At 47.0% G+C, this 22209-nt stretch carries 22 protein-coding genes; 10 read left to right on the top strand and 12 right to left on the bottom strand.

The features are described 5' to 3' along the window. Positions 1–14 precede the first annotated feature (14 nt). From AC1DYT_RS06130 to AC1DYT_RS06105, 6 genes are all read left to right on the top strand, one after another. A complete protein-coding gene (locus AC1DYT_RS06130; RefSeq protein ID WP_477460965.1) occupies positions 15–731 on the top strand; it encodes a CDP-alcohol phosphatidyltransferase family protein in 717 nt (238 codons plus the stop codon). Further along, positions 724–1326, top strand: a complete 603-nt coding sequence (locus AC1DYT_RS06125) for a DUF4833 domain-containing protein (protein WP_477468758.1) — start codon at positions 724–726, stop codon at positions 1324–1326. The genes AC1DYT_RS06130 and AC1DYT_RS06125 overlap by 8 nt, the downstream gene beginning before the upstream one ends. A 5-nt stretch (positions 1327–1331) precedes the next feature. After that, positions 1332–1949, top strand: coding sequence for a sterol desaturase family protein (locus AC1DYT_RS06120; protein ID WP_477468757.1), 618 nt, complete (start codon positions 1332–1334; stop codon positions 1947–1949). Between the two features lies 1 nt (position 1950). Further along, positions 1951–2889 (top strand): phosphatase PAP2 family protein, encoded by a 939-nt coding sequence (locus AC1DYT_RS06115; protein ID WP_477468756.1) that lies wholly within the window; start codon positions 1951–1953, stop codon positions 2887–2889. 221 nt (positions 2890–3110) lie between these two features. Next, positions 3111–3893: a hypothetical protein gene (locus tag AC1DYT_RS06110; protein WP_477468755.1), complete on the top strand. Its 783-nt coding sequence runs from the start codon at positions 3111–3113 to the stop codon at positions 3891–3893. Between the two features lie 120 nt (positions 3894–4013). Further along, positions 4014–4589, top strand: a complete 576-nt coding sequence (locus AC1DYT_RS06105) for a CAP domain-containing protein (protein ID WP_477468754.1) — start codon at positions 4014–4016, stop codon at positions 4587–4589. A 94-nt stretch (positions 4590–4683) separates the two neighbouring features. On the opposite strand, the gene AC1DYT_RS06100 is transcribed toward AC1DYT_RS06105, so the two are convergent. From AC1DYT_RS06100 to AC1DYT_RS06070, 7 genes are all read right to left on the bottom strand, one after another. Continuing rightward, positions 4684–4980, bottom strand: a complete 297-nt coding sequence (locus AC1DYT_RS06100) for a DUF1456 family protein (protein ID WP_477468753.1) — start codon at positions 4978–4980, stop codon at positions 4684–4686. 12 nt (positions 4981–4992) lie between these two features. Continuing rightward, positions 4993–6231 carry a beta-ketoacyl-ACP synthase II gene (gene fabF, locus AC1DYT_RS06095; protein WP_477468752.1) on the bottom strand — a complete coding sequence of 413 codons (1239 nt, stop codon included), beginning with the start codon at positions 6229–6231 and terminating at the stop codon, positions 4993–4995. Positions 6232–6530: 299 nt separating this feature from the next. Next, positions 6531–7208 (bottom strand): pseudouridine synthase, encoded by a 678-nt coding sequence (locus tag AC1DYT_RS06090; RefSeq protein ID WP_477468751.1) that lies wholly within the window; start codon positions 7206–7208, stop codon positions 6531–6533. 4 nt (positions 7209–7212) lie between these two features. Then, positions 7213–8043: an MBL fold metallo-hydrolase gene (locus tag AC1DYT_RS06085; protein WP_477468750.1), complete on the bottom strand. Its 831-nt coding sequence runs from the start codon at positions 8041–8043 to the stop codon at positions 7213–7215. 130 nt (positions 8044–8173) lie between these two features. Next, on the bottom strand, positions 8174–9580 hold the full coding sequence (locus AC1DYT_RS06080; RefSeq protein WP_477468749.1) for an outer membrane protein assembly factor BamB family protein: 1407 nt from the start codon (positions 9578–9580) through the stop codon (positions 8174–8176). 137 nt (positions 9581–9717) lie between these two features. Continuing rightward, on the bottom strand, positions 9718–12123 hold the full coding sequence (locus AC1DYT_RS06075) for a M1 family metallopeptidase (protein ID WP_477468748.1): 2406 nt from the start codon (positions 12121–12123) through the stop codon (positions 9718–9720). Positions 12124–12149: 26 nt separating this feature from the next. Continuing rightward, positions 12150–12734, bottom strand: a complete 585-nt coding sequence (locus AC1DYT_RS06070) for a HupE/UreJ family protein (RefSeq protein ID WP_477468747.1) — start codon at positions 12732–12734, stop codon at positions 12150–12152. Between the two features lie 66 nt (positions 12735–12800). Between AC1DYT_RS06070 and AC1DYT_RS06065 the strand changes: the two genes are divergently transcribed. The 4 genes from AC1DYT_RS06065 (at position 12801) to AC1DYT_RS06050 (ending at position 16938) form a co-directional block, all read left to right on the top strand. Further along, a complete protein-coding gene (locus AC1DYT_RS06065) occupies positions 12801–13325 on the top strand; it encodes a DUF6702 family protein (RefSeq protein WP_477468746.1) in 525 nt (174 codons plus the stop codon). Between the two features lie 21 nt (positions 13326–13346). Beyond that, on the top strand, positions 13347–13910 hold the full coding sequence (locus AC1DYT_RS06060) for a hypothetical protein (protein WP_477468745.1): 564 nt from the start codon (positions 13347–13349) through the stop codon (positions 13908–13910). A gap of 93 nt (positions 13911–14003) precedes the next feature. Further along, positions 14004–14189, top strand: coding sequence for a hypothetical protein (locus tag AC1DYT_RS06055; protein WP_477468744.1), 186 nt, complete (start codon positions 14004–14006; stop codon positions 14187–14189). A 127-nt stretch (positions 14190–14316) separates the two neighbouring features. Further along, complete coding sequence (locus AC1DYT_RS06050) at positions 14317–16938, top strand: PAS domain-containing protein (protein WP_477468743.1); 2622 nt, start codon at positions 14317–14319, stop codon at positions 16936–16938. A 42-nt stretch (positions 16939–16980) separates the two neighbouring features. On the opposite strand, the gene AC1DYT_RS06045 is transcribed toward AC1DYT_RS06050, so the two are convergent. The 5 genes from AC1DYT_RS06045 to AC1DYT_RS06025 form a co-directional block, all read right to left on the bottom strand. Continuing rightward, positions 16981–17334, bottom strand: coding sequence for a cupin domain-containing protein (locus AC1DYT_RS06045; RefSeq protein WP_477468742.1), 354 nt, complete (start codon positions 17332–17334; stop codon positions 16981–16983). 4 nt (positions 17335–17338) lie between these two features. After that, a complete protein-coding gene (locus tag AC1DYT_RS06040) occupies positions 17339–17626 on the bottom strand; it encodes a GNAT family N-acetyltransferase (RefSeq protein WP_477468741.1) in 288 nt (95 codons plus the stop codon). A 61-nt stretch (positions 17627–17687) separates the two neighbouring features. After that, positions 17688–18311: an alpha/beta hydrolase gene (locus tag AC1DYT_RS06035; protein ID WP_477468740.1), complete on the bottom strand. Its 624-nt coding sequence runs from the start codon at positions 18309–18311 to the stop codon at positions 17688–17690. A 6-nt stretch (positions 18312–18317) separates the two neighbouring features. Continuing rightward, positions 18318–19253 carry a ring-cleaving dioxygenase gene (locus AC1DYT_RS06030; RefSeq protein ID WP_477468739.1) on the bottom strand — a complete coding sequence of 312 codons (936 nt, stop codon included), beginning with the start codon at positions 19251–19253 and terminating at the stop codon, positions 18318–18320. A gap of 314 nt (positions 19254–19567) precedes the next feature. After that, a complete protein-coding gene (locus tag AC1DYT_RS06025) occupies positions 19568–22147 on the bottom strand; it encodes a BamA/TamA family outer membrane protein (protein ID WP_477468738.1) in 2580 nt (859 codons plus the stop codon). Between the last annotated feature and the right edge of the window lie 62 nt (positions 22148–22209).

Raw genomic sequence — 22209 nt, 5'->3', positions numbered from 1 at the left:
ATTTTTATTCTGAAATGGAACAGCATACATCTATACGCACCAGCTTACAGCTTGGGATATATAAAATTATCGATCCGTTTGTTAAGCTGCTGATTAAACTTGGCTTAACCCCCAATGCCGTTACTTCTATCGGCTTTATTTTGAACGTAGGCGTTGCAGCGATATTTATCGTAGGCGGCGAAGATGGCGACCGTGCCAACCTGAGCTATGTAGGCTGGGCCGGCGGGCTTATACTTTTTGCGGGCCTTTTTGATATGCTTGATGGGCAGGTAGCACGTTTAGGCAATATGAAATCGGTATTCGGCGCCTTGTACGATTCTGTGCTTGATCGCTATTCGGAACTGATCATGTTCCTGGGCATATGCTATTACCTGGTATCGCACCACTATTTCCTCAGTTCGATATTCGCTTTCATTGCGCTAATAGGCTCTATGATGGTGAGCTACGTACGTGCCCGTGCCGAGGGCCTCGGCGTAGAATGCAAAGGTGGCCTGATGCAACGCCCCGAGCGCGTAATTACCATAGCTGTATTTGCCATTGCCTGCGGCGTGGCCTCAAACTACATCGGCGGCGATTATAAATTATGGATACCGGGCATACGTTTCCACGTGTTCGAAACCATGTCGATATTCACGTTCCCGATAGCCATACTGGCCGTGCTAACAAATTTAACAGCCTTTAAACGCCTGGTAGATGCCAAAAAAGCACTATCAGAAACCGAAAATGAATAAAAGCGCGGCGAAGCAGGCCATTGTTTTCCTGGTACTGTTGGTAAGCATGTGGCATAACGCCGCCGCGCGTGCTATCAGTACCCTGCAAACAGACACATCAAAGGTGCGCAAGGCTGCCGACGGCCGGGCATACCCCACACCGCCGCCTAACAGCAAGCGCTTATTTTACCTGCAGCGCTCGCCCAACATCAATGCCTTATCTTATGATATTAACATTGATGCCAGCACTGGTAAAGCCGACGAGGACGATCCGATACATGTATATTGGCTGAGGTATGCTGAAGGGAATGGAGAACCCTCCGAACTGACTTTTGTACAGCGCAAATTTGCGTATGGGGTAACTGTGGATAAATTGAGCGACGATAAGTATGATATCAGAATTATGTCATACAAAAAATTTCCTCTCACGCTGATGAGGGGTGCTGACGGAAAATATCATATCTTCGCAACTGTAGCAAAAAAACAGCTAACCCTTCAAAGTATTTTTATCCAGATTGACGGAGGCTCTGTGTTTGCTCCAAACGTAACATATATTGAAATAAAAGGTGTAGACCCCGTGACAGGTAAAGAAGTTACAGAACGTTTTAAACCTTAAATGCTATGGCGAAAAATTTTGTATCAAATTCACAGGAATCTGTGAGGATGTTTAAGAGTAACTTTTTAGAGAGTTTATCAAAGGTGCATTTCTTTGTGCCGCTTATTATTTTTATACCCGTTATTTTGGTATGCAGCTATTTTGCATACGACAAAAATATCGGCGCGTTAAATTATATCTGGCTATTTTTGTTCGGCCTGTTCATATGGACGCTTACCGAATACATCATGCACCGTTTTGTGTTCCACTTTGTGCCAAAACAGGGCTGGGCATTGCGTTTGCACTTCATTTTCCATGGCGTGCATCACGATTATCCCAGCGATGCCAAGCGTTTGGTAATGCCCCCATCGGCAAGCATACCGCTAGCCACCGGCTTTTACTTTTTGTTTAATGCCCTGCTGCCTGCAAACTATATTTTTGGCTTTTTCCCGGGTTTTATATTGGGTTATCTGGCTTACGATATTTCGCACTACGCCATACACCATTTCAACTTCAAAGGCTCGTTTTGGAAAAGAATAAAACAACACCACATGTTGCACCACTACCAGGACCCTACCAAAGGTTATGGCGTAAGCTCTCCGCTGTGGGACAAGATTTTTAATTCGGATTTTATTAAGAAGTAGGATGGCTAATGCTGTTGATAGCGGCGTCCAGATCAATCAGAAAAGCATCAGTATTGTATCGGGCCTGTCGTTATTGTATTTGATTTTATCGTGTTTGCTGCTTGGCTTCAAGTCGGATCAGTTAGTGCTGATCGGTATCTTTAATGTGCTTTTCTACGCATCGTTAATCACGCGCAAGTTTATTTTAGGCTTTTCCATCTTCATCGTTTACTGGATAATCTTCGATTACATGAAGGCTTTCCCAAACTACAATTACAACCCTGTAGCTATAGGCGGCCTCTACAATGCCGAGAAAAGCCTCTTCGGCATCCATTATAATAATACTATCCTTACGCCAAACGAATATCTGCTCCTCAAAAGCAATACATTCACGGATATTTTTGCGGGTGTATTTTACCTGTGCTGGATACCCGTGCCGCTGGGCTTTGCAGCCTACCTTTTTTTCCGCAACAAGCAACAGTTTTTGTACTTCTCGTTAACCTTCGTGGTTGTAAACCTGTTAGGTTTCGTGGTATATTACACCTACCCTGCCGCACCGCCATGGTATGTACAGGTCCACGGCTTCAACTTCCACCCGCTTACGCAGGGCAATACCGCAGGGCTGGCCCGTTTCGATAGATTTTTCAACGTAACGGTATTCAAATCCATTTATGCTAAGGGATCAAACGTGTTTGCGGCCATGCCATCGTTGCACTCCTCCTACCCGGTTATCGTATTGTATTACGGCATCAAAAACCGGCTGGGCACCATCAATATATTCTTTGCAACGGTAACGGTAGGGATATGGTTTACGGCAGTTTATGCCAGCCATCATTACGTGCTTGATGTTTTGGCCGGCATTACCTGTGCCAGCCTGGGGATACTGCTCTTCAACCTTATCCTTTCGCACTCGGCATGGCTTAAGAGATCGCTCCTCAACTACGAAAAACTGATACAATAAACGCTGCGGACTTTATTGTATAGTATTGGCTACTTCTATTTCATATTATTTATATATAGCCTGGCTTTAATTAATATATTTTATCCATTTTTACGTTATATATCAGGCACTTATAATCTACCGAATAAAAAAGGCCCGATATCTGCACTTTCGGTACCCGCAATGCCCATTTGGGGCATGCTATTTGGGTATCATTCAGCAAAAAATCTATCAGCCAGCGGATGAAGAAAATCGTTTTCCTTATTTTATTGATATCAGCCGCAATTAAGGTGCAAGCCGCGCAGCAGCAGATGAACCCCGATACCTTGAAGCAGGAATTGCAGGTTACGGCGGATTCGTGCAAAGCGCCTATTTACACCCTGTTAGCCGATGTTTACCTCAAGTACGATACCATTGCCAACCGGCGCAAACGTACCCTGTACCAAACAGAAGCGCTAAATTATACCATGCAGGCCCTGCATTACTACAGCCGCTACAACGATTCTTTGGGCTTGCGGGTAAGTTTCGATAACCTGGCAAAAGTGTATTTTTCGCAGCGCAAGTTCAGCCAGGCCAAATGGTTCATCCTGCAATCCAACAGCATATCACGCATTAAGAACGATACGCTCAACGTTATTACCTCTTTGGTAAAGCTATCCATGGTAAAAATGGAGATAAAGGATTTCTCCCTCGCCATGCGCGATCTTAACGAAGCCCTCTCCCTATCCATCGCCGGCCACATGCCGCAATGGGAAGCAACCGTGCAAAAAAACTACGGCTTTTTATATAACCGAATGGATAACCCGGCCAAAGGAGCCGTCGCTTTAAAACGCGCCGATGTTATACTGGATAGCCTCAAGCGCGACGAAGCGGCAAAGATGCTGGCCATCCAACGATTTGCGCGAGACACCATCGGCACCCGAACGATAGACTCGGCACTAAAAAAAAAAGTAGTGATAACGGCAGTCAAGAAGCCGGCCAAAGCCAAAAAGGTATCTTCCAAAAAAGCCGTGGCATCTTTGTAGTAGTTGGGCTTGTTATTCTCTTACTCATAATTTTAATTCGCTCCCGGCGGAATAAAAAATAAGCTCCCCTATTTTGCGTTAGGTTAAACCACAGGCCATTAAGCCCGTCTGTACCTGTTAATGAGAAAGCATTTTTTTAGCGCATTGTTACTTTTGGGCGTACTGCTGGTATGCGGCTTTACTTATATCGGATTTAACAACCGCGACGCCAATTTTAAACAGGAGTTTTTAAGGCTGATTAATAAAACGCGCACCAAAGGCTGCAATTGCGGCGGCAAATGGTACCCGGCCGCCGCGCCGTTAATTTGGAACGATAATTTGGAGAAAGCCGCGCAAGGCCATGCCGACGATATGGCAAACCGTGAATACTTCGATCATACCAGTAAAGATGGCCGCAGCATGAGCGACCGCATTGTTTTTGCAGGCTACTTTTTCAAAGGTTACAAAAATTTCATGGTGGGCGAAAACATTGCCATGGGCCAAAGCACCATTGCCGAGGTAATGGCGGGCTGGTTCAAAAGCGAGGGGCATTGCCAAAACCTGATGGAGCCCCGTTTCAAAGAAATAGGCGTAGCCGAAACCGAGCATTATTGGGTGCAGGATTTTGGCGGCCGCGTACCCTTCTCTCCCGAAGAACAAAAGATGATCAAATCGGGTAAGTACCGTTTAATCCCAAAAGATGGGGATAAGCATTAGTGATAAATATCGAATAATGAATTCCGAACTCCCAATATCGAAGGAGTTCCCCTTCATCATTCGATGTTGGGCATTCGGCGTTCGATATTTTTGATTAAGCTTTGTCTTCGCCCTGCTTTCCTTCTGCCGGTTTTGCGTTAGCGGCAGCTTCTTTGTTCTTCTCGCGGTTATCGGGCCTTGGGCCGCGTTTGTAAATCACCAGGCCATTCAAAAAATTGCGCAGCAACTGATCCTTACAAGGCTGAAAGTTTGGATGATCCTCGGCACGAAAGATAGCGCTCAGCTCGGTTTTGGTGGTACGAAAATTAGCGAGCTTCAATATCTCAATAATATCATCGTCGCGCAGCGAAAGGGCCACGCGGAGTTTCTTCATTACATCGTTATTGCTCATATCCTTTTCTTTTTAGATTTTTTTAAATACTACCACGCCATTATGCCCACCGAAACCAAAGGTATTGCTTAAAGCGGCATCTACGCGTTTTTCAATGGCTTCGTTTATCACGATGTTCAGCCCCTGCGGTATCTCCGGGTCGATGGTTTGGGTGTTGATGGTTGGCGGCACTATACCTTCTATAATCGCTTTTATGCTGATGATGGCCTCTACCGCGCCTGCCGCGCCCAAAAGGTGCCCGGTTACAGATTTGGTTGCGCTTACGTGCAATCCGTCGTGCCCGTCAAACACGGCTTTGATAGCTTTTGCTTCGCTGATATCGCCTACCGGCGTAGATGTAGCGTGCGCGTTTACGAAGCCGATATCGGTTGCGTTGAGTCCTGCATCTTCCAGTGCTAATTGCATAGCCTTTATCGCGCCTTTACCTTCGGGATGCGTGGCGGTGATGTGGTAGGCATCCGAGGTCATGGCGGCGCCGCCCACTTCGGCATAGATATGCGCACCGCGCGCTTTGGCGTGTTCGTATTCTTCCAAAATCAAAACGCCTGCACCTTCGCCCATCACGAAACCATCGCGCTCCACATCGAAGGGGCGTGATGCCTTAGTTGGCTCTGCATTGCGGGTAGATAAGGCTTTTAAGGAATTATACCCACCGATAGATGCCTCGCTGATAGGCGCATCAGAACCGCCGGTTACGATAACCTTGGCCTTGCCGAATTTGATGTAATTAAAGGCATCCATAATGGCCGTATTGGCGCTTGCGCAAGCCGAAGCCGTAGAAAAGTTGACGCCCATAAAACCATGCTTGATGGATATTAGCCCTGCGGCCATATTCACCAGCGTTTTTGGGATGAAGAAGGGGTTGAAATGCGGCTCGAAGTTTTTGGCAGCAAACTCTTTATACTGATGCTCGAAAGTATCCATACCCCCCTGCGCCGTACCGAATATCACGCCGACATCGAATGGCGACATCGTATTCACATCGATGCCCGCGTCAGATATGGCCTGGTCGGCAGCGATGAGGGCATATTGGGTGTACAGGTCGCTGCGTTTTATTTCATTCCTATCGAGGTATTGGGCAGGATTAAATTCAGCTATCTGGGTAGCAAAGCGCGTTTTGAACTTTTCCGGGTTAAACCGGGTAATCTCTTTGGCAGGGCTATTACCCTCAACAATATTATTCCAGAACCCGGCAATATCCGTACCTGTAGCAGAAAAAACCCCAAGGCCGGTAACAACAACTCTTTTCATCAATTAAAATAACCGTTTAAATTTTAGTAGCGCAAAAGTACTACAGTAAAGTTTATTATTTTGTAAAATTTTCTGTTCAAAATCAGGCATAGTATTCATAGGAGGCACCTACGGAGCCTTCTCGCTTTTCTTCTTCAAGCTATAAACAGGGTGCTCCTAACGGAGCGTTCTTTATCATCAAATAAAACCGATAGGTTAAGTGACCCCATCCGAACAGTCACACCCCATAGGGGTACCCTGTTTATAGCAATTAAAAGGAACGACACCGGCTCCGTAGGTGCCCCCTTTTACGCAACGCATCACCAACCCATTATAGCCATAGCGGCAGCAAATCCCGGCTGTAACGGTGCATCTATTACAACTTCCGCGCCAGTTACCGGATGCTGAAAGCTCAGCTGCGCCGCGTGCAGCAGCATGGTCTCCATTTCCCATTTATCTTTAAACAGCTTGTTTTGTTTATTGCAGCCGTGCGTGCGGTCGCCTATAATGGGGTGGAAAATATGCGCGAAATGCTTACGCAATTGGTGCATGCGGCCGGTCTGCGGCGTTGCTTCCACCAATGAATATCTTGAGGTTGGGTGCTTGCCAAGCGGCACATCCAATTCGGCGCGTTTCAGCGTAATAAAACGGGTGAGCGCATCCTGCAGCGTGCCGTTCTCCTTGCGCAGGGGATAATCTATTTCCAATTCATCGGGCGTGTAGCCGCGCACTATGGCCAAATACTTTTTGCTTACGCGATTTTCCATGAAGGCCTGCTGCATGGCGATTTCCGTTGGCTTATCGAAGGCAAACAGCAATACGCCGCCCGTCTTGCGGTCTATACGGTGTGCCGGGTTTACCTTTTTGCCGGTTTGGTCGCGCAGTAGCTGCAAGGCAAATTCTTCGGCATCGGCGGCTATGGATGAACGGTGCACCAACAGGCCATGTGGCTTGTTGATGGCTATGAGGTAATCGTCCTGGTATAAGATATCGAGCATCTGGTTATAGGGCAAACTGAAACTGCCCGGTAATTTGGTTAAGTGCTAGCTGCTGGGCAACCGGCGTGCCCTCGGGATGGATGGTGTAAACTTCGCTTTCGTTATAACGCGAAGCTACGCTTACCTTGGTATTGCCCGCATGCTGCACGAACAATTGCAGGGCAAGTTCGGGATCGTTATTGTCTTTTGATAGGTGGGCCAATAGTAAATGGCTCATATAATGCGGCTTATGGTCTATGAAAAGCTGTAGGGCCTGTCGGTTGGATAAGTGCCCCTTGCCACCGCGTATGCGCTTTTTCAGATGGTATGGGTAACGACCGGCCTCCAGCATAGCTTCATCGTAATTAGCCTCTAAAAATGCGGCGTGGCACTGGTTAAAATGCTTGATCAAGTGCTCGCAGGGTGCGCCGATATCGGTAAATACGCCAATGCGGATATCGCCATCGGTAACCAGGAAACTATGCGGGTCGATAGCATCATGATGTTTGGGGAATGCGCTCACCTGCAGGCTGCCTATGCTTACCGGCGTATAACCCTTTAGCGCAATGCAAAACTCGGCGGGTACATCGCCACAATAACCCGACGTGCTATGAGTAACATAAACGGGTATGCGGTATTTACGCGATAGCACGCCCAGGCCACGTATATGGTCTGAATGTTCGTGCGAGATGAAGATGGCCCTTACTTTTTGCATGGAAAGCCCAAGCCTCGCCATGCGCCGCTCGGTTTCGCGGCAGGATATGCCGGCATCTATCAGCACGGCTTCGCGCTCGTTGCCCACGTAATAGCAATTGCCGTTACTCCCCGAATTCAATGATGCAATAAAAACCGGCATAGCTTACAAAATAAAACATTTTGGCCGGGAATAGAAAGTTTTATGGCAAGGTCTTTATCCACCTCATTTTACACATCATATAGTAGCCCCACGCCGCTTTGTTACCCCCGCCTATACCAAGTGCTCCAAATTAATAATTACCGTTAGCATCTACCACAAAAGCTCTTGAGGTACCGTTAGAGCCGGTAATAGGGAACTTCCATTTTTCATCTCCTGTGGCAGCATCGTATCCCGCATAAAATCCGGAGCCGCCGCCCCCGGGATAAACAATATTATCAGAAACAACAGGTAACGTTGAATAGGTTGCAACAGCTTTGCTCCATAGGATACTGCCATTAAGTGGGTTGATCGCGTAGAGCTTTCCATCATCTCCGTTTATATACAGTTTGTCGTTCGCTATCACAGGCCCGGATGCAAAAAAGCCCACATTATCAAGGCTTCTCCACAAGAACTTACCGTCTGCTTCCTGCACCGCATTCAAGCTTCCACGTATGGTGTGCGCTGGGTCGTACCCTATATACTCACCAGTAATAAAATAAACCCGCCCATCCTTTACGGCTGCGCTGCAGTTGTAAAGGGCATATTTATCGAAATAAAGCTTCCACTTTTCAGTGCCGTCGTTCGCGTTCAGGGCATAGAAAAACCCATCATAACCGCCAAGGTAAGCCACACCATTTGCCACGCTCACACCCGATAGCGCCATATTAATACCAATTTGATGCTTCCATTTTAGAGTTCCGTCGGCGGCGTTAATTGCATGTACAAAGCCATCGGCACTGGTAATATAAATAACATTATCTACATAGGTTAGTTCCGACCGTATCATACCACCTGGCGAGTAGCCCCATTTGTAGGTACCTGTTTCAGCATCTAAAGCAACAATGCTGTAACCCGATACAAAACATACCCGTGCACCGGCCATTATAGCACGAAATCGCTGCTCTCCCAATCCATTCTTCCATTTTAAATTGCCCGTGGCGGCATCAAATGCGTACATATACGCATTTGCGTTACCAACCAAAACCATTCCGTTATAAAATATCGGTGGTGCAAAATCTTTATCTGCGGTAGTTTTCCAAATAAGGCTACCGTTTAGGGAATTTAAGGCATATAAGGTTTGGTTTTGCCCGCTTACAAATAATATGCTTTTAAATTTCCCACGATGCACTGCCACAAAATACATTTTTGTGGTGCCGTCACCCGCGGTTAGCGTATATGTTACCGGGCTGGAAAAATTTTGCGAAATCCCGTTTGCAGGAGAAATCGTAACGGCATCTATCGTAATATTTGGTACAAGGTTGCTTATATCGGTAGTTGCAGGCAGAGTGATGAGGACACTATCGCCAACGATGCTAACCGAAATGTCGGCCGTAGCGAAATCAGACCCGTCTGCCTTTTTAAGACTGAACCCCGTAATGCTTTTACTTGTGCTTTTACCCTCCCCTTTTGGTGATGAGCCTTTACCGCAGGAGCAAATGATGACAACAGAAAATAAAAAAGCCGGATAAATTAGTGCTTTAAAGGAAAAATATCTCATAAGGTTTACGGTATTTTGGTGCTTAAATATACAAATAACATAAATACTCTTTCTTTTAAAAAAAAAACAGCCGACTAATTCCTTAGCCGGCTGTTGGTTTTATATATATTCGGTGGGGGGCCGAATGCCTTTTTCTATTATTTGCTGCCCGTAGCTACCTGCATTGGGTTTACGCCGGTAGATTGGCCACGTACAGGGCCGTTAGCGCCCATCTTTTGTTTAAACACCTGGAATTTAGTCGGCTCGCCGCTTTTACCCCAGAAATTGTTGGTTTCGTCGATGTCGGCGGTTTCGCGCATAGGGTCTAATTTGATAGATGCCACTTCCTTATCCAGCACATAGAATTTGCTGCAATTCTTCTCGTTCAGGCGCCAGATTTGTACGGGGATACGGTCAGTAAACGTGGTACCATCGGTGAACTTAAACTCTACGATGATAGGCATCACCAAGCCACCTTTATTGCTAAAGTTTAGCTGGTAAGCATATTTAGAGCTATACTTCGCTTTGTCATCCGTAGTTGGGATGTCGGTTTCGAAAACCGGCGGGGTTTGTGCTTTTATCAGGTTGGAGAACTTAAGGGTATCCACACCAGCCAGGCCACGTGCATATTTCCAGTAGAAATCATGCGTAGCGGTGTCTCTATCTGTTTGGAAAACGATGCTCTTATCGGTACGGTTACGTATCTTGGAGATATCATCGAAGCTATTTACCGCAGGGCCTGCAACTTTCGCAGTTGTCGATGAGCCACGTGGCATGGTGTAAGTATCCTTCAAGTCGGCTTTACCAACTTTTACCGAATCTAGAGAGATGTCAACCGGGTCAGTACCGTAGAACCAGCCTCTCCAGAACCAATCCAAATCCTCGCCGCTGGCATCTTCCATAGTGCGGAACAAATCAGCAGGGGTTGGGTGTTTGAATGCCCAGCGTTTTGCGTATTCTTTAAAGGCATAATCGAACAGCTTGCGGCCCATGATGGTTTCGCGCAGGATGTTTAAGCCTGTAGCCGGTTTTGTATAAGCATTCGGCCCGAAGCGCACGATATTCTCAGAGTTGCTCATGACGGGCTCCAGCTCGTTTTTGGGCAGTTTCATATAATCAACGATGGTGTATGCCGCACCTTTTTTGCTCGGGAATTTATTGTCCCATAGCTCTTCGGTAAGGTACTCCACAAAGGAGTTGAGGCCTTCGTCCATCCAGCTCCACTGGCGCTCGTCGCTGTTTACAATCATCGGGAAGAAGTTGTGCCCAACCTCGTGGATGATAACGCCGATCATGCCGTTTTTGGTGCTTTCGCTATACGTGCCGTCTTTTTCGGTACGGCCGTAGTTGAAACAGATCATCGGGTACTCCATACCGTTTGATGCTTCTACGCTTTGCGCAACCGGGTAAGGGTAGTTGATGCTGAAACTTGAGTAACTTTTGATGGTATGCGCCACCAGCCTTGTAGAGTATTTGCTGTACAGGTTGTAGGCTTCTTTGCCGTAGAAGCTCATGCACATCACCGGTTTGCCTGCAACATTTTGGCCCATGGCATCCCAGATGAATTTACGTGAAGATCCCCATGCAAAATCGCGCACGTTATTGGCCTGGAACACCCAGGTTTTCTTGGCGGCAGATGGTGCGCCTTCGGCTTTCTTAGCATCGGCAAGGGTTACGATCTCTACCGGTTTGGTTGATGTTTTTGCTTTATTGTAAAGGGCAAGCTTAGCCGGACTCAAAACAGCCGAGTAGTTTAGGCACTCGCCGGTTGCGCCAATCACGTGGTCGGCAGGTACTGTCATCTGCACGTGAAAGTTACCGAAGGTAAGCGCAAACTCGCCACGGCCTGTAAACTGGTGGTTCTGCCATCCCTGGAAATCGCTGTACACGCAAAGGCGGGGGTACCACTGTGTCATGGTGAACAGGTAGTTGCCATCGCCGGGGAAAAATTCATAACCGCCACGGCCGCCAACGGTCATACGGTCGGTTATCTTGTAGTTCCAGTCGATGTTGAATATAAACTGCTGGCCCGATTTAAGCGGCACAGGCAGCTCAATACGCATCATGGTTTTGTTGATGGTGTAGGCCAATTTTTTGCCGGTACCATCGGTAAGCTTGGTGATGATATCGCCAAGGCCATTATCCGCATCGCCGTTGCGCACGATGGTGCGATCGAGGCCCTGCAGCGTGGTTTGCTTGGGCATAGTAGAACTGGCCTGATAGCCTGCGTTGTTTATCGAGCTGTGCTCATTCTCGTCCAGCTGCAGCCAAATGTAGGTAAGCACATCGGGCGAGTTGTTGAAATAAGTAACCGTTTCGCTGCCCTTGAGCGTCAGGTTCTTCTCGTCAAGTTCGCATTTGATGTTGTAATCGGCACGCTGCTGCCAATATTTTACGCCCGGCGCACCGCTGGCCGTGCGCTGTTCGTTCGGCGTGTTGAGGATGGTGCCCAACTGCTCGAATTTGTTACCGTGATTACTGCCCGGGTTGTTCTGGATATCCTGTGCAAAGGATGCTCCAACGGTGCCAATCACGAATAAAATCCCTGTAAAGATCCGCTTCATATATCTGTTTAAGTTTAAAAAAGTTTTCAATGCAAAAATGGGAGCCTTTCCACCGCCATTTTTATGGCCAGTGCAAACACACCCGAAGATATAAAAAATACCCAGTCGCGCCGCCGCACCCGCAATAAATTCATGAACAGCCAGCCCAGCACCAGGATGATGGCTACTACGACGATCTGCCCTGCCTCGAGCCCGATATTGAACCCGAAAAGCCCCATGCCTACGCCCTGATCCTGCGCCAGCATGATGCGGATGCTGTTGGCGAAACCCATGCCATGTATCAACCCGAAACCGAGGGCCAGGTAGTAATTTACCTTTGCGCTCCCCTCCTTTTTATCAACCCGCAGGATATTGTTGAGGGCGGTGATAAAAATGGTGCAGGGTATCAAAAATTCAACCCATTTGCTGCTGAAGCGTATCACATCGAGCACACTGAGGGCCAATGTTAAGCTATGGCCAATGGTAAAGGCGGTAACCAGTATCAACACCTGCCTGATATTTTTGAACGTGTACACCGCCGCCAGCGCTAAAATAAACAGCTGGTGATCCAGCGCATCCAGGCTGATGATATGCTTCCACCCTAACCCGAAATAAAAAACAAAATCAGACATGCAATAAACAGGCGTTGAAACCGTAAATTTAGCAGGTTTTAATTATAAATAAAACCGGGGACTGTTATGACTGCTTTATTGGCCAAACCGCTATTATATTGTTACATTTTGTTGGGTGCTTTTTGGGCAGATAAGCCCGCCCCCGCAGCTTTCCACCCGCTGCACGTAAGCACATCAGATATCAGCTATAACGCTAAGGACGGGCAGATGGAGGTTATCCTGACCATTTTTACGGATGATTTCGAACTTGCGCTTACAAAGCAATTCAATACCCGTACCGATCTGACCAAACCCGATATGCACGCCGCTATGGACGACCTGGTAAAAAAATACGCCGCCGCCCACCTGCAACTACGCGCCGGCGGAGCAGCCTTGCCATTAAGCTACCTGGGCTACGAAATCAATAAAGAAGCGGTGAACGTTTACCTGGAATCGCCAAAAATAGCCAGCCCAAAAAAGATTGATGCCGACGTAAGCCTGCTACAAAATCTGTACGATGACCAGCTGAACATTGTACACATGACAGTAGGCGGCATACGCAAAAGCGCCAAGCTGGATAGCCCTACAAGGAAGGTAAGTCAGGAGTTTTAATGATATATAGTTAAGCCCTAAATGACATACGATTTCTTTGCGGACGAATCGGATAAAGTTGCCATTTTAACTTATATTCTTGAGGAAACCGATTTACAAATCTTCGATTTATATTCCCGCTTGGGAGAAACTGTAAAAAATTACAACTCGCTAATTGATATTACTTCTTGTTTTGACTTAAAAAATGAAGTGCCATCTGCAATTCACTTTCAATTATGGTCGCCGCGGTTTAAAGTTGAACCCAGTTTTAGAAAAATAGAACTAAATCCCAAATACTGCGAGGGTCACACGTACAGATTTGCAACTGAGGGATGGGGACTTATACAGCTTTATTTAGGAGGGATAAGTGGCAAAACCCTTAAACATTCACACATAGGGCGTTGGAATCAAAAAGGAGCTTTAAAATCGGAAAGCAACAACTCCGAAAACGGGAAAGTAGAATCGTGGAATTGGGAGGCGATACAAAAAACATCTAGCCAACTGAAATATCTACTTGACAAAAAGCTTTCAGTAAAAAGATTGGGGACTTACGGCGTTTTACGCGGAGCAGCCTATTTGGAAGAACAAGCTTTCTCATTGGTGTAATAAGACATTCTATAATCTTGCTTCAGATTAAGTGTCCAAACTCTATAGCAATCATCCTGAAAACTCTCGAATTCCGAAAACGGCGAAGCCCTCTTGAGCACCAAAGAACAACAACTCGCGAAAAATCCTGATTCAGAAAATAATAAACAACTAACTCCACTCCTTCTGTTCCAAATTGCTGCTGCAGTTGCTGTTGCCCGTAATATCCGCAAATGCAGAAGAAAGCATACCCGCATCAATAATTATCACAAATTTGTTATGCAGCATTACAACTATTAGTTCTACATTTAATAAATAAACCTGGTTGCAGTTGCTTCAGAATTATAAACCATTACCCGATAGTCGTTTTTTACCCAATAAAGCAAATAAACGAATTGGCCTGTTCTCAGTCCTTACGGGAATAGCTGTGCTTATAGGGTGGTTTTTCGGCGTAGAAAATCTCAAAGGCGTATTCCCCGGCCTGGCTACCATGAAGGCGAACGCAGCCATTTGCTTTGTTTTGTTGGGAGTGGCCCTTTACATCAGAAACGGGCAGCAAAGCATGGCGATAAATACTATTTATCGGGTACTGTTGCTGTTAGTAGCCGCTATTGGCGGCATCACCTTCCTGGAGTATCAATTACATTTTGATGCTCATGTCGACCAGTTTTTTGTAACAGACTACCAATCCGTAACCACCCGCTTTCCATTCCCCGGCCGCATGGCTAATAACGCTGCGGTAAGTTTTGTTTTATTAGGGACTGGTTTGCTGGGCTTAAGTACCCAGCCCGGCAAATTTCACGTCGTTTTTCAATATTTACTGCATGTAGTCACCGTGATTGCGGGCATAGCCATTATGGGGTATGTGTATGGTGTATCCATGTTGTATAAGCTGTCTTATGTAAGTTCAATGGCTATCCATACCGCCGTTTTACTCTTTATGCTTTCGTTGGCTGCTGCGCGTTTATACCCTAACCTGGGCGTTGCAAGGCTATTTACAGGTAATGGCTTAGGTAACCGGATGGCGCGGCGGCATTTTATCACCTTAATGCTGGTGCTTATCTTTTTCGGTTCCCTGCGTATCCAAAGCGAGCGTTTCCATATCCTTCCGCCCGAGATCGGTATTTCCTTATTGGCCATCAGCCTTTTAGCAACCAGCCTGGTTATGATATGGATAACGGCAAACTGGCTAAACAAAGTAGACGGCGAGCGCTCAAAGGCCCAACAAGAAATAAGGAATATAAATAGCGATCTGGAAATAAAGGTAGAAGAGCGCTCTGCAAGGCTAAAGGATTTAAATACCGAATTGCAAAAAAGCGAAGAAAGGTATCGCTCCCTGTTCGAGCATGCTTCGGATGCGATATATGTATTAAGCAATGCCGGCGATTTTATGGATGTGAACGACAGCCTATGTAATATGACGGGCTACAGCCGTGAAGAATTACTGCAGATGAACATTACCTCGCTGCTGAATGCTCAAATATTGCAAAACTACCCTTTGATCTACGCTGGACTGGAACCTGGAAAATCGACCATAGCGGAAAGGAAGATCATTAAGAAGGACGGCAGCGTAATAGATGTGGAGATAAACCTGAAGAAATTCGTAGACGAAAGGATACTGGTTGTGGCCCGCGACGTTACCCGGCGGAAACTGATGGAAGCAGAATTGCGCACAGCCGAAATAAAGTTCCGCACCCTTGCCGAAAAATCAATGGTGGGGATATACATCGTTCAACACGGCAAAGTAGTATATGTAAACCCATGGTTCGCCGAAGTATTTGGTTATGAGCCGGATGAATTAATAGGCACCGATCCTATTGAAAAACTTATACACCCCGATTACCGGCAAAGCCTGCTTGAAATGGTCCATTTACGAAGGGCGGAGGGCGTTGACAGTGTGCATTATGAAGCCATGTGTAAACGAAAGGACGGCAGCCCGAACTGGATAGAATTTTACGGAAGCCGTGCCTTGCTTGAAGGCGAGCCTACCTTTATCGGTTCGATGATAGATATCACCGACCGCAAAAAGGTTGAAGATGAGCTAAAGAGGTCTGAGCAGAAATATAAATTACTTTTTGAAAGCAGCCCTTTACCTTTATGGATTGTTGCCAAAGATGATATGAAGGTGATAACCGCCAATAACGCCGCCGCGAAATTATATGGTTATACGCCCGAAGAGCTACTGCACATGGATGTTAAAAAATTGCGCCCGGTTAGATATTGGGAGACATTGCTGCAAAGATACAACACCGACCTACAAGAGGCTACCGACTTTGGTGTTATTGAGCATGTTAAAAAAGACGGAACCGAGATTTTAGTCAATATTATTGCCCAGGACATTGTTTTTGAGGGCCGGTTTGTAAGGCTTTCATCTACAAACGATGTTACAGAAAAAATAAAAGCAGAAGAATCGCTTAAAACAAGCGAAGCCAACTTACAAACCATTTTAAGCAATACGGATACGGCATACGCCTTGCTAAATGCCGATCTCAATTTAGTAGAATACAACAAGTTGGCGTTGATATTGGCAAAAAGTGAATTCAACTTTGACCCCAGTAGCAATGCGAAGATATATGATATGATGCCGGATGACAGGCGGCGGCAATTCCTGGAATATACGCGCGATGTTTTTAAGGGTAACGCCATAAGTTACGAGGTGAGTTATCCACAAGAAGACGATAGCCAGTTGTGGTATTATGTAAGGATGTTCCCGATTGCTGATAAGGGGAATAAAATACTCGGCCTGGTATTGGCCATAACCGATATTACCGAACGGAAAGAAGCGGAACAAGATCTGCAGAAAGCCTACCAGAGCATACAATCGCATATCGCAAAAATACGTGAGATGACGTGGAAGCAATCGCACCTGATCAGGAGCCCTTTAGCAAATTTGATGGGGCTTTTCCCTATGCTACGTACCAACCCCTCAGATGGCCAGGTGTTAGGATACATCGAAACGGAATTGGAACGGATGGACGAAATACTTTGGGAAATGGCTGAGGGTAACCCTATGCCGGGCAAAAGCAAGCCGACGGGGCCTGAACTTTAACGGGCGATAGGCTAAAGCTGTTTTAGCCCTCCGTGCCCTAATTCAGAAGATTATAAACAACGAACTCCGCTCCCGCTGCTCCAGATTACTGCTTCGATGCCCTTTGCCGGTGGTGTCTTCCATTAATAAAACCTCGCCCTGCTCAAACTTTCGTTTTTCGCCGAGGGAGGTTTCTATCTCTACGCCGCCATTCAACAACACCACGTATTGTTTTGCTGGTGCAGTATGCAGGTCATTATATCCGGCAGGCACTTTTCTGAAGACAACTTCCTTTACCGCCACGCTTTGTGATAGGTGCCCAATCGGGCCGCCATCAGTAAGCGGGTAATACACTTCATCGAAATGGCTGTCGCCGTTTTCATCGGCATAAACGCGCGTTACTTTAAACTGCTCCATTGTATTATGCTGCTAAAAGCCTGTCCCATTCGGGGTGTTTACGCAGGAAAACTTGTACGTAAGTACAAAGCGGTATCAATATTAAATGATGTGCTTCGATGTATTTAAAGGCCTTCTCTACTATCGCTTCGGCAACACCCTGGCCCTGCAGTTCTTTAGGCACCTCGGTATGGATGAGATAGATTTTGTTATCCTTGGTTTTGTAATCGATAAAGGCACGATGGCCATCCACAAAGAGTTCAAAGTTGTGGATGGCTTCGTTGTTTATGAGTTCTGTATCGTCGTAGTTCATTTCCTTACCTTTTTAAAATTGCTCGCAGTCCATTTGGCTAACAGCCATGCTATAAGTTTGTTCATATAAATATGGTGCTGTTAGCCAGATCAATTTCTTCGCGACTGATAGTATGCGGCCTGCCGTTGTAAACTTTCAGCGTAACGGCTGCATCCATACTTTTCAAAACTTTTACGCTTTCTTCTACCCTGCTCAACGGCACATGCGGGTCGGGGTTGCCGGTGGTTATCAGTACGGGCATGCCAATGAAATCGCCTTTGTAGTTATCCAAATTCAAGCGCTCGCCAATCAGTCCACCGGTAAAGGCCACCGCGCCACCGAATGGTTGGGCATGGCGGGTGATGTATTCCAGCGTTAAACAGGCCCCCTGCGAAAAACCCAGGAAGTATATCTTATGCGTCGGGATACCGTCTGCCAATGCCTGTTTTACCGTTTCATCTACCATTTCCAATGCCGAATCTAAGGCGGGTTGGTTTTGTGCATCGGGTGCTAAAAAGCTTAAGGGGTACCAGCTGTTATTGGTGGCCTGCGGAGCGTATATGGCGAAACCATCTACATCCAATTCGTTTGCTACACCTATAATATTGGCTGCGGTGCCACCTCTGCCATGCAGCAGTATCAGCGCGCCTTTAGCAACGGCGGGTGCTGCACCCGCCGTTTTAATTTGCTTTGTGTGACTGTACATAAATAATTAGAACAGTTTTGGTAATGATTTTTCTAATGCCGACCTGAAACGTTCGTGCTGTGCAGGTAATTTCAGGTTCTGGCCCAATTCTTCAACCGATTCGTCAACTGCAAAGCCCGGGTTGTCGGTAGCAATTTCGAACAACACGCCTCCTGGTTCGCGGAAGTACAGCGAATAGAAGTAGTTACGGTCTATTTTATCGGTAATATGCAAACCTAAAGCGGCTACCTTTTCGCGGTATTGCATCAATATTTCCTCGTTGGCTACCCTAAAGGCTACGTGGTGCACGCTGCCACCTGCTACGTGGCCTGCAACTTCTCCGGCAACTTCAACCAAATCAACAATGTTGGCATTTTCAACCGCATCAGTTACGAAACGGTAACGGTTTACATGCTGCTCCAACAATTTGTAACCGAATACGCCGGTCAAAATATCGGCAGTAGGCTGCATTTTATTGGTGGTGATGGTTACGTTGTGGAAGCCTTTGATGGCGTTCTCTGCTTTAACTTCATCTGTTTCCCATGGTAAGCGGTTATCGGCAGTTTTCGATGCGGTCAATTCCAGCTTCAAGCCATCAGGGTCTAATACCGTTAAGTATTCTTCGCCAAATTTTTCGGACACCTTGTTGTAAATCACGTTATGTTTTTCGAAACGATTTACCCAAAAATCGAGGCTTCCTTTTGGTACCGAGTAACCGATTTCAGTAGCCTGCCTTGCGCCCCTGCGGCCGCTTTGTATGCCTTCCCATGGGAAGAACGTAAGGATGCTGCCGGGGGTACCTTCCTTGTCGCCGTAATATAAATGGTATGTTTCAGGGTCGTCGAAGTTTACGGTTTTCTTAACCAGGCGCTGGCCCAAAACGTTGGTGTAAAAGTTATAGTTGCGTTTGGCATTACCAGCTATTGCTGTGATGTGGTGGATGCCGTTTATGGTATTTTCCATGATGTTGTCTCCTTTAAATTGTTTGTGTTTTGTTCTTGTTTGTTGATATCAAATGTCGGTATAAACACAGCATTTCAACTTAATGTAGGTTAAAACGGAAAGTTAATGTAGGTTAAGAAAGATGTGCAGATTTCAGATTTCAAATGTGCAGATGGAGAACCTGTTAAACCTCAGTTTAACCGCAAAGGGCGCAAAGATTAGCGGCTTCATTAGCGCAAAGAGCACAAAGCTTTGCAAACTCTTCACTGTTCAGCTTGCAATACTTTGTGCTCTTTGCGTTTTTTCTTCGCGTTCTTTGCGGTTAAATCACAACATCAAAGCCTAAAGTTTAACGACACATACGGGTACCAGCCCTCCACAGAGTGGCCGGCCAATACCTGTATTACGATAAGCGCGGCCGGCGAGAAGTAAGCACCGCCGCCTACGCCCTGGTGCAGGCCGCCTGAGTTGTAATTATCGGCCCATACCCTGCCCACATCATAAAACCCGCTGATGCCCAGTTGGCCGGGCAATAGGTAACCCTTGATGTTGGCCAGTTTAAGCCTTGCCTGGAAGTTGTTATACACCATATGCTTACCCGCGAACCTGTTTTGCAGGAAGCCGAGCAGATTGCCCTGCCCGCCCAAAAACATCCCCTGGTAAAAGGCCGGGCGGCCAACGGTAATACCGCCACCTATACGGTCGCTTAGTACCAATGCGCCATGGCTGGTTAGTTTTTTATAGAAGGTAAACTCCGAACGCAGCTGACCGTACGATTTGGAGTAGCTGTTCAATCCCCTGTAACCGGTTAAGCTAACGGTAAAGTAATGCCCATCGTTGGGGAACACGCCGCCTTTGCGCTCGTTATCTATATAGTTAATGGCTATGCCCACATGCAGCTTGTCTTTACCCACAATCAAACTATCGTATGAATTGATGAGCGGCGGGTTGGTAATCAGCCTGCCTGCATTGCCCTCCGCATCGAAATGGTAATATTGGAAAGATGGGCCAACGCTGATGCTTTGCACGCTATCCAGCCGCCAGCGCAGTGCCGGGTCGAACTGGTAGGTATCGAACCTTGTGCGGTAAAACCTACGGTAATTAGGCCCTTTCACCAGGGGCGTGCTGTTGCCGAAACCAAAGAAGTTCATGGTATTATCCGGTGCCTGTATTTTGGCGTTCATCAGCAGGTCTGTTTTACCGAATGCGTGTATCCACTCGCCGCTATAGCGTATCCTGAATGCATCGGTAGAGAAAGAACGTGTTACCATCAACTGCTGCAGGCTGGTATAAGGCAGCTTGCGGAAGCCATCGTATTTGGTGTACTGCACGCCCAGGCCCAATAGAAAGCCGTCATCGGCATTGAGGGCGGCGGTAGCCAGCGGCATCCAAACATTGTAGGGATAGGTAGGGATGAATTTGGTATTGAAGGTATCGCGCGAAAGGCGCTTCCTGAAGATACTTTCGTCGCCGATGAATTTGAGACTATCCGGCTTATCGTAAAGCTTCACACGCCCGTTAGATTTGATACCCTCGTAAATTTTGTTGCCTTTGCCACCAACCACGCGCAGGTTGATGGTGGAAGTGGCGGTGTTGATAATCACATGGTCGTCGCCACCCGAAATAAAGAGCCGTATCTCATGGGTAATGGCCGGCTTGTACACCATATCCAGCAAAGTATCGCCCAGCTTGCCTTCTTTAGTTATTTTTTGGATAAGCACCCGCATGCCGTTATCGGGCGCATCAGTAATGGTTACCTGCTCATTTTTATCGCTGGTGCGTATATCTACCAGGCGGTTAATGAAGTAGTAATACTCCTCCATCGCTTTCGGGATGGCATCGCGCCGCTGCTTCAGCTCGGCCAGTAATTTATCATGCCTGATGTTGTAAGCTTCGACCGGCATTTTGCGCAAGCCTGCTTCCAGTACGGCATCGGTTTCGGCAGCTACAAAGGCGTTGGTAATACGCATCCAATCTTCAAAAGATATCTGCGCATCGGTATAAGGTTTGATGAAGCGGGTTTTGAAAATAGAGTATTTTACCCGGGGTATCTCGCCGCTGAAATTATCTATGGCCGGGGTGATGAAGGGCAAAGACGCGATACTTGGGAACAAGCCCTGTGCTACGTGCAGTACCTGGTCGCGGTCGCGGGGTACGCCGATGTACATTTTACCGTTGCCTTTTTGCTTGTCGAGCCAGCGCCATTGGTCCTCGTGGCGGTCCCAGTCGGCCACCAGCAAATCCAGCAGGCGTGCGCGCAAAAATGCCTCGCCATCAAAATGATTGTCGTTGTCTTCTATAATCTTGCCTAGAGCCTTGGGGGTGTTATCAGATTCGCCACCCGGTTCGCGCTCTTCCAACAGGCAAATGGTGTTAGCAAATTTCTGGCGGAATTTGCCCAGCGCGGGGTCATCTGCAACAACGCCTATTACCGGGTTGGAGTGCGGTACATTGGCGGCCTCGGCCATTGGGCCAACAATCAGCGCCGAAAAAGGGTGCTGCCCGCTGATAGCGTCGTCAAGCCAATCCACCGCGAATGTACCCGCAAAATTCGGCGGGAGCAGCTTGTCCGGCGATTTCTCTACGCTCCTGATCACCCACTCGTGGCCTTTCTTATCCTTAAGCCTTAGCGATTTGGATTGATAGCCTCCGCCCTCTTTATCGGGCGTAAGACCGCCATACACCTCGCTAATACGGATGATGGGTAGTTTTACAGGCACGGCCCATTCCTCGCGGTAGTTTTTGCCGAAGAGCCATTTATGGGCACCTGTAACATCGTTATAGGAAGGGTGTACTTTTACTACGATGCTGTCCCTGAATTGGGGCGCGGGCAATTCGTTAACTGTATTTTGCTGCGCGTAACCAGTGGCGACGGTAGCAAGTATGGCGGAGAGGATAAGTAGATGTTTACGCATAGCAGAAGGGGTGTTTTATCAGCAACATGCGACGGGCGCATGCGGCTAAATTATCTGTATTT

Source organism: Mucilaginibacter sp. P1_D10 (assembly GCF_056406215.1).
This window is presented reverse-complemented; position numbering and strand designations above follow the sequence as displayed.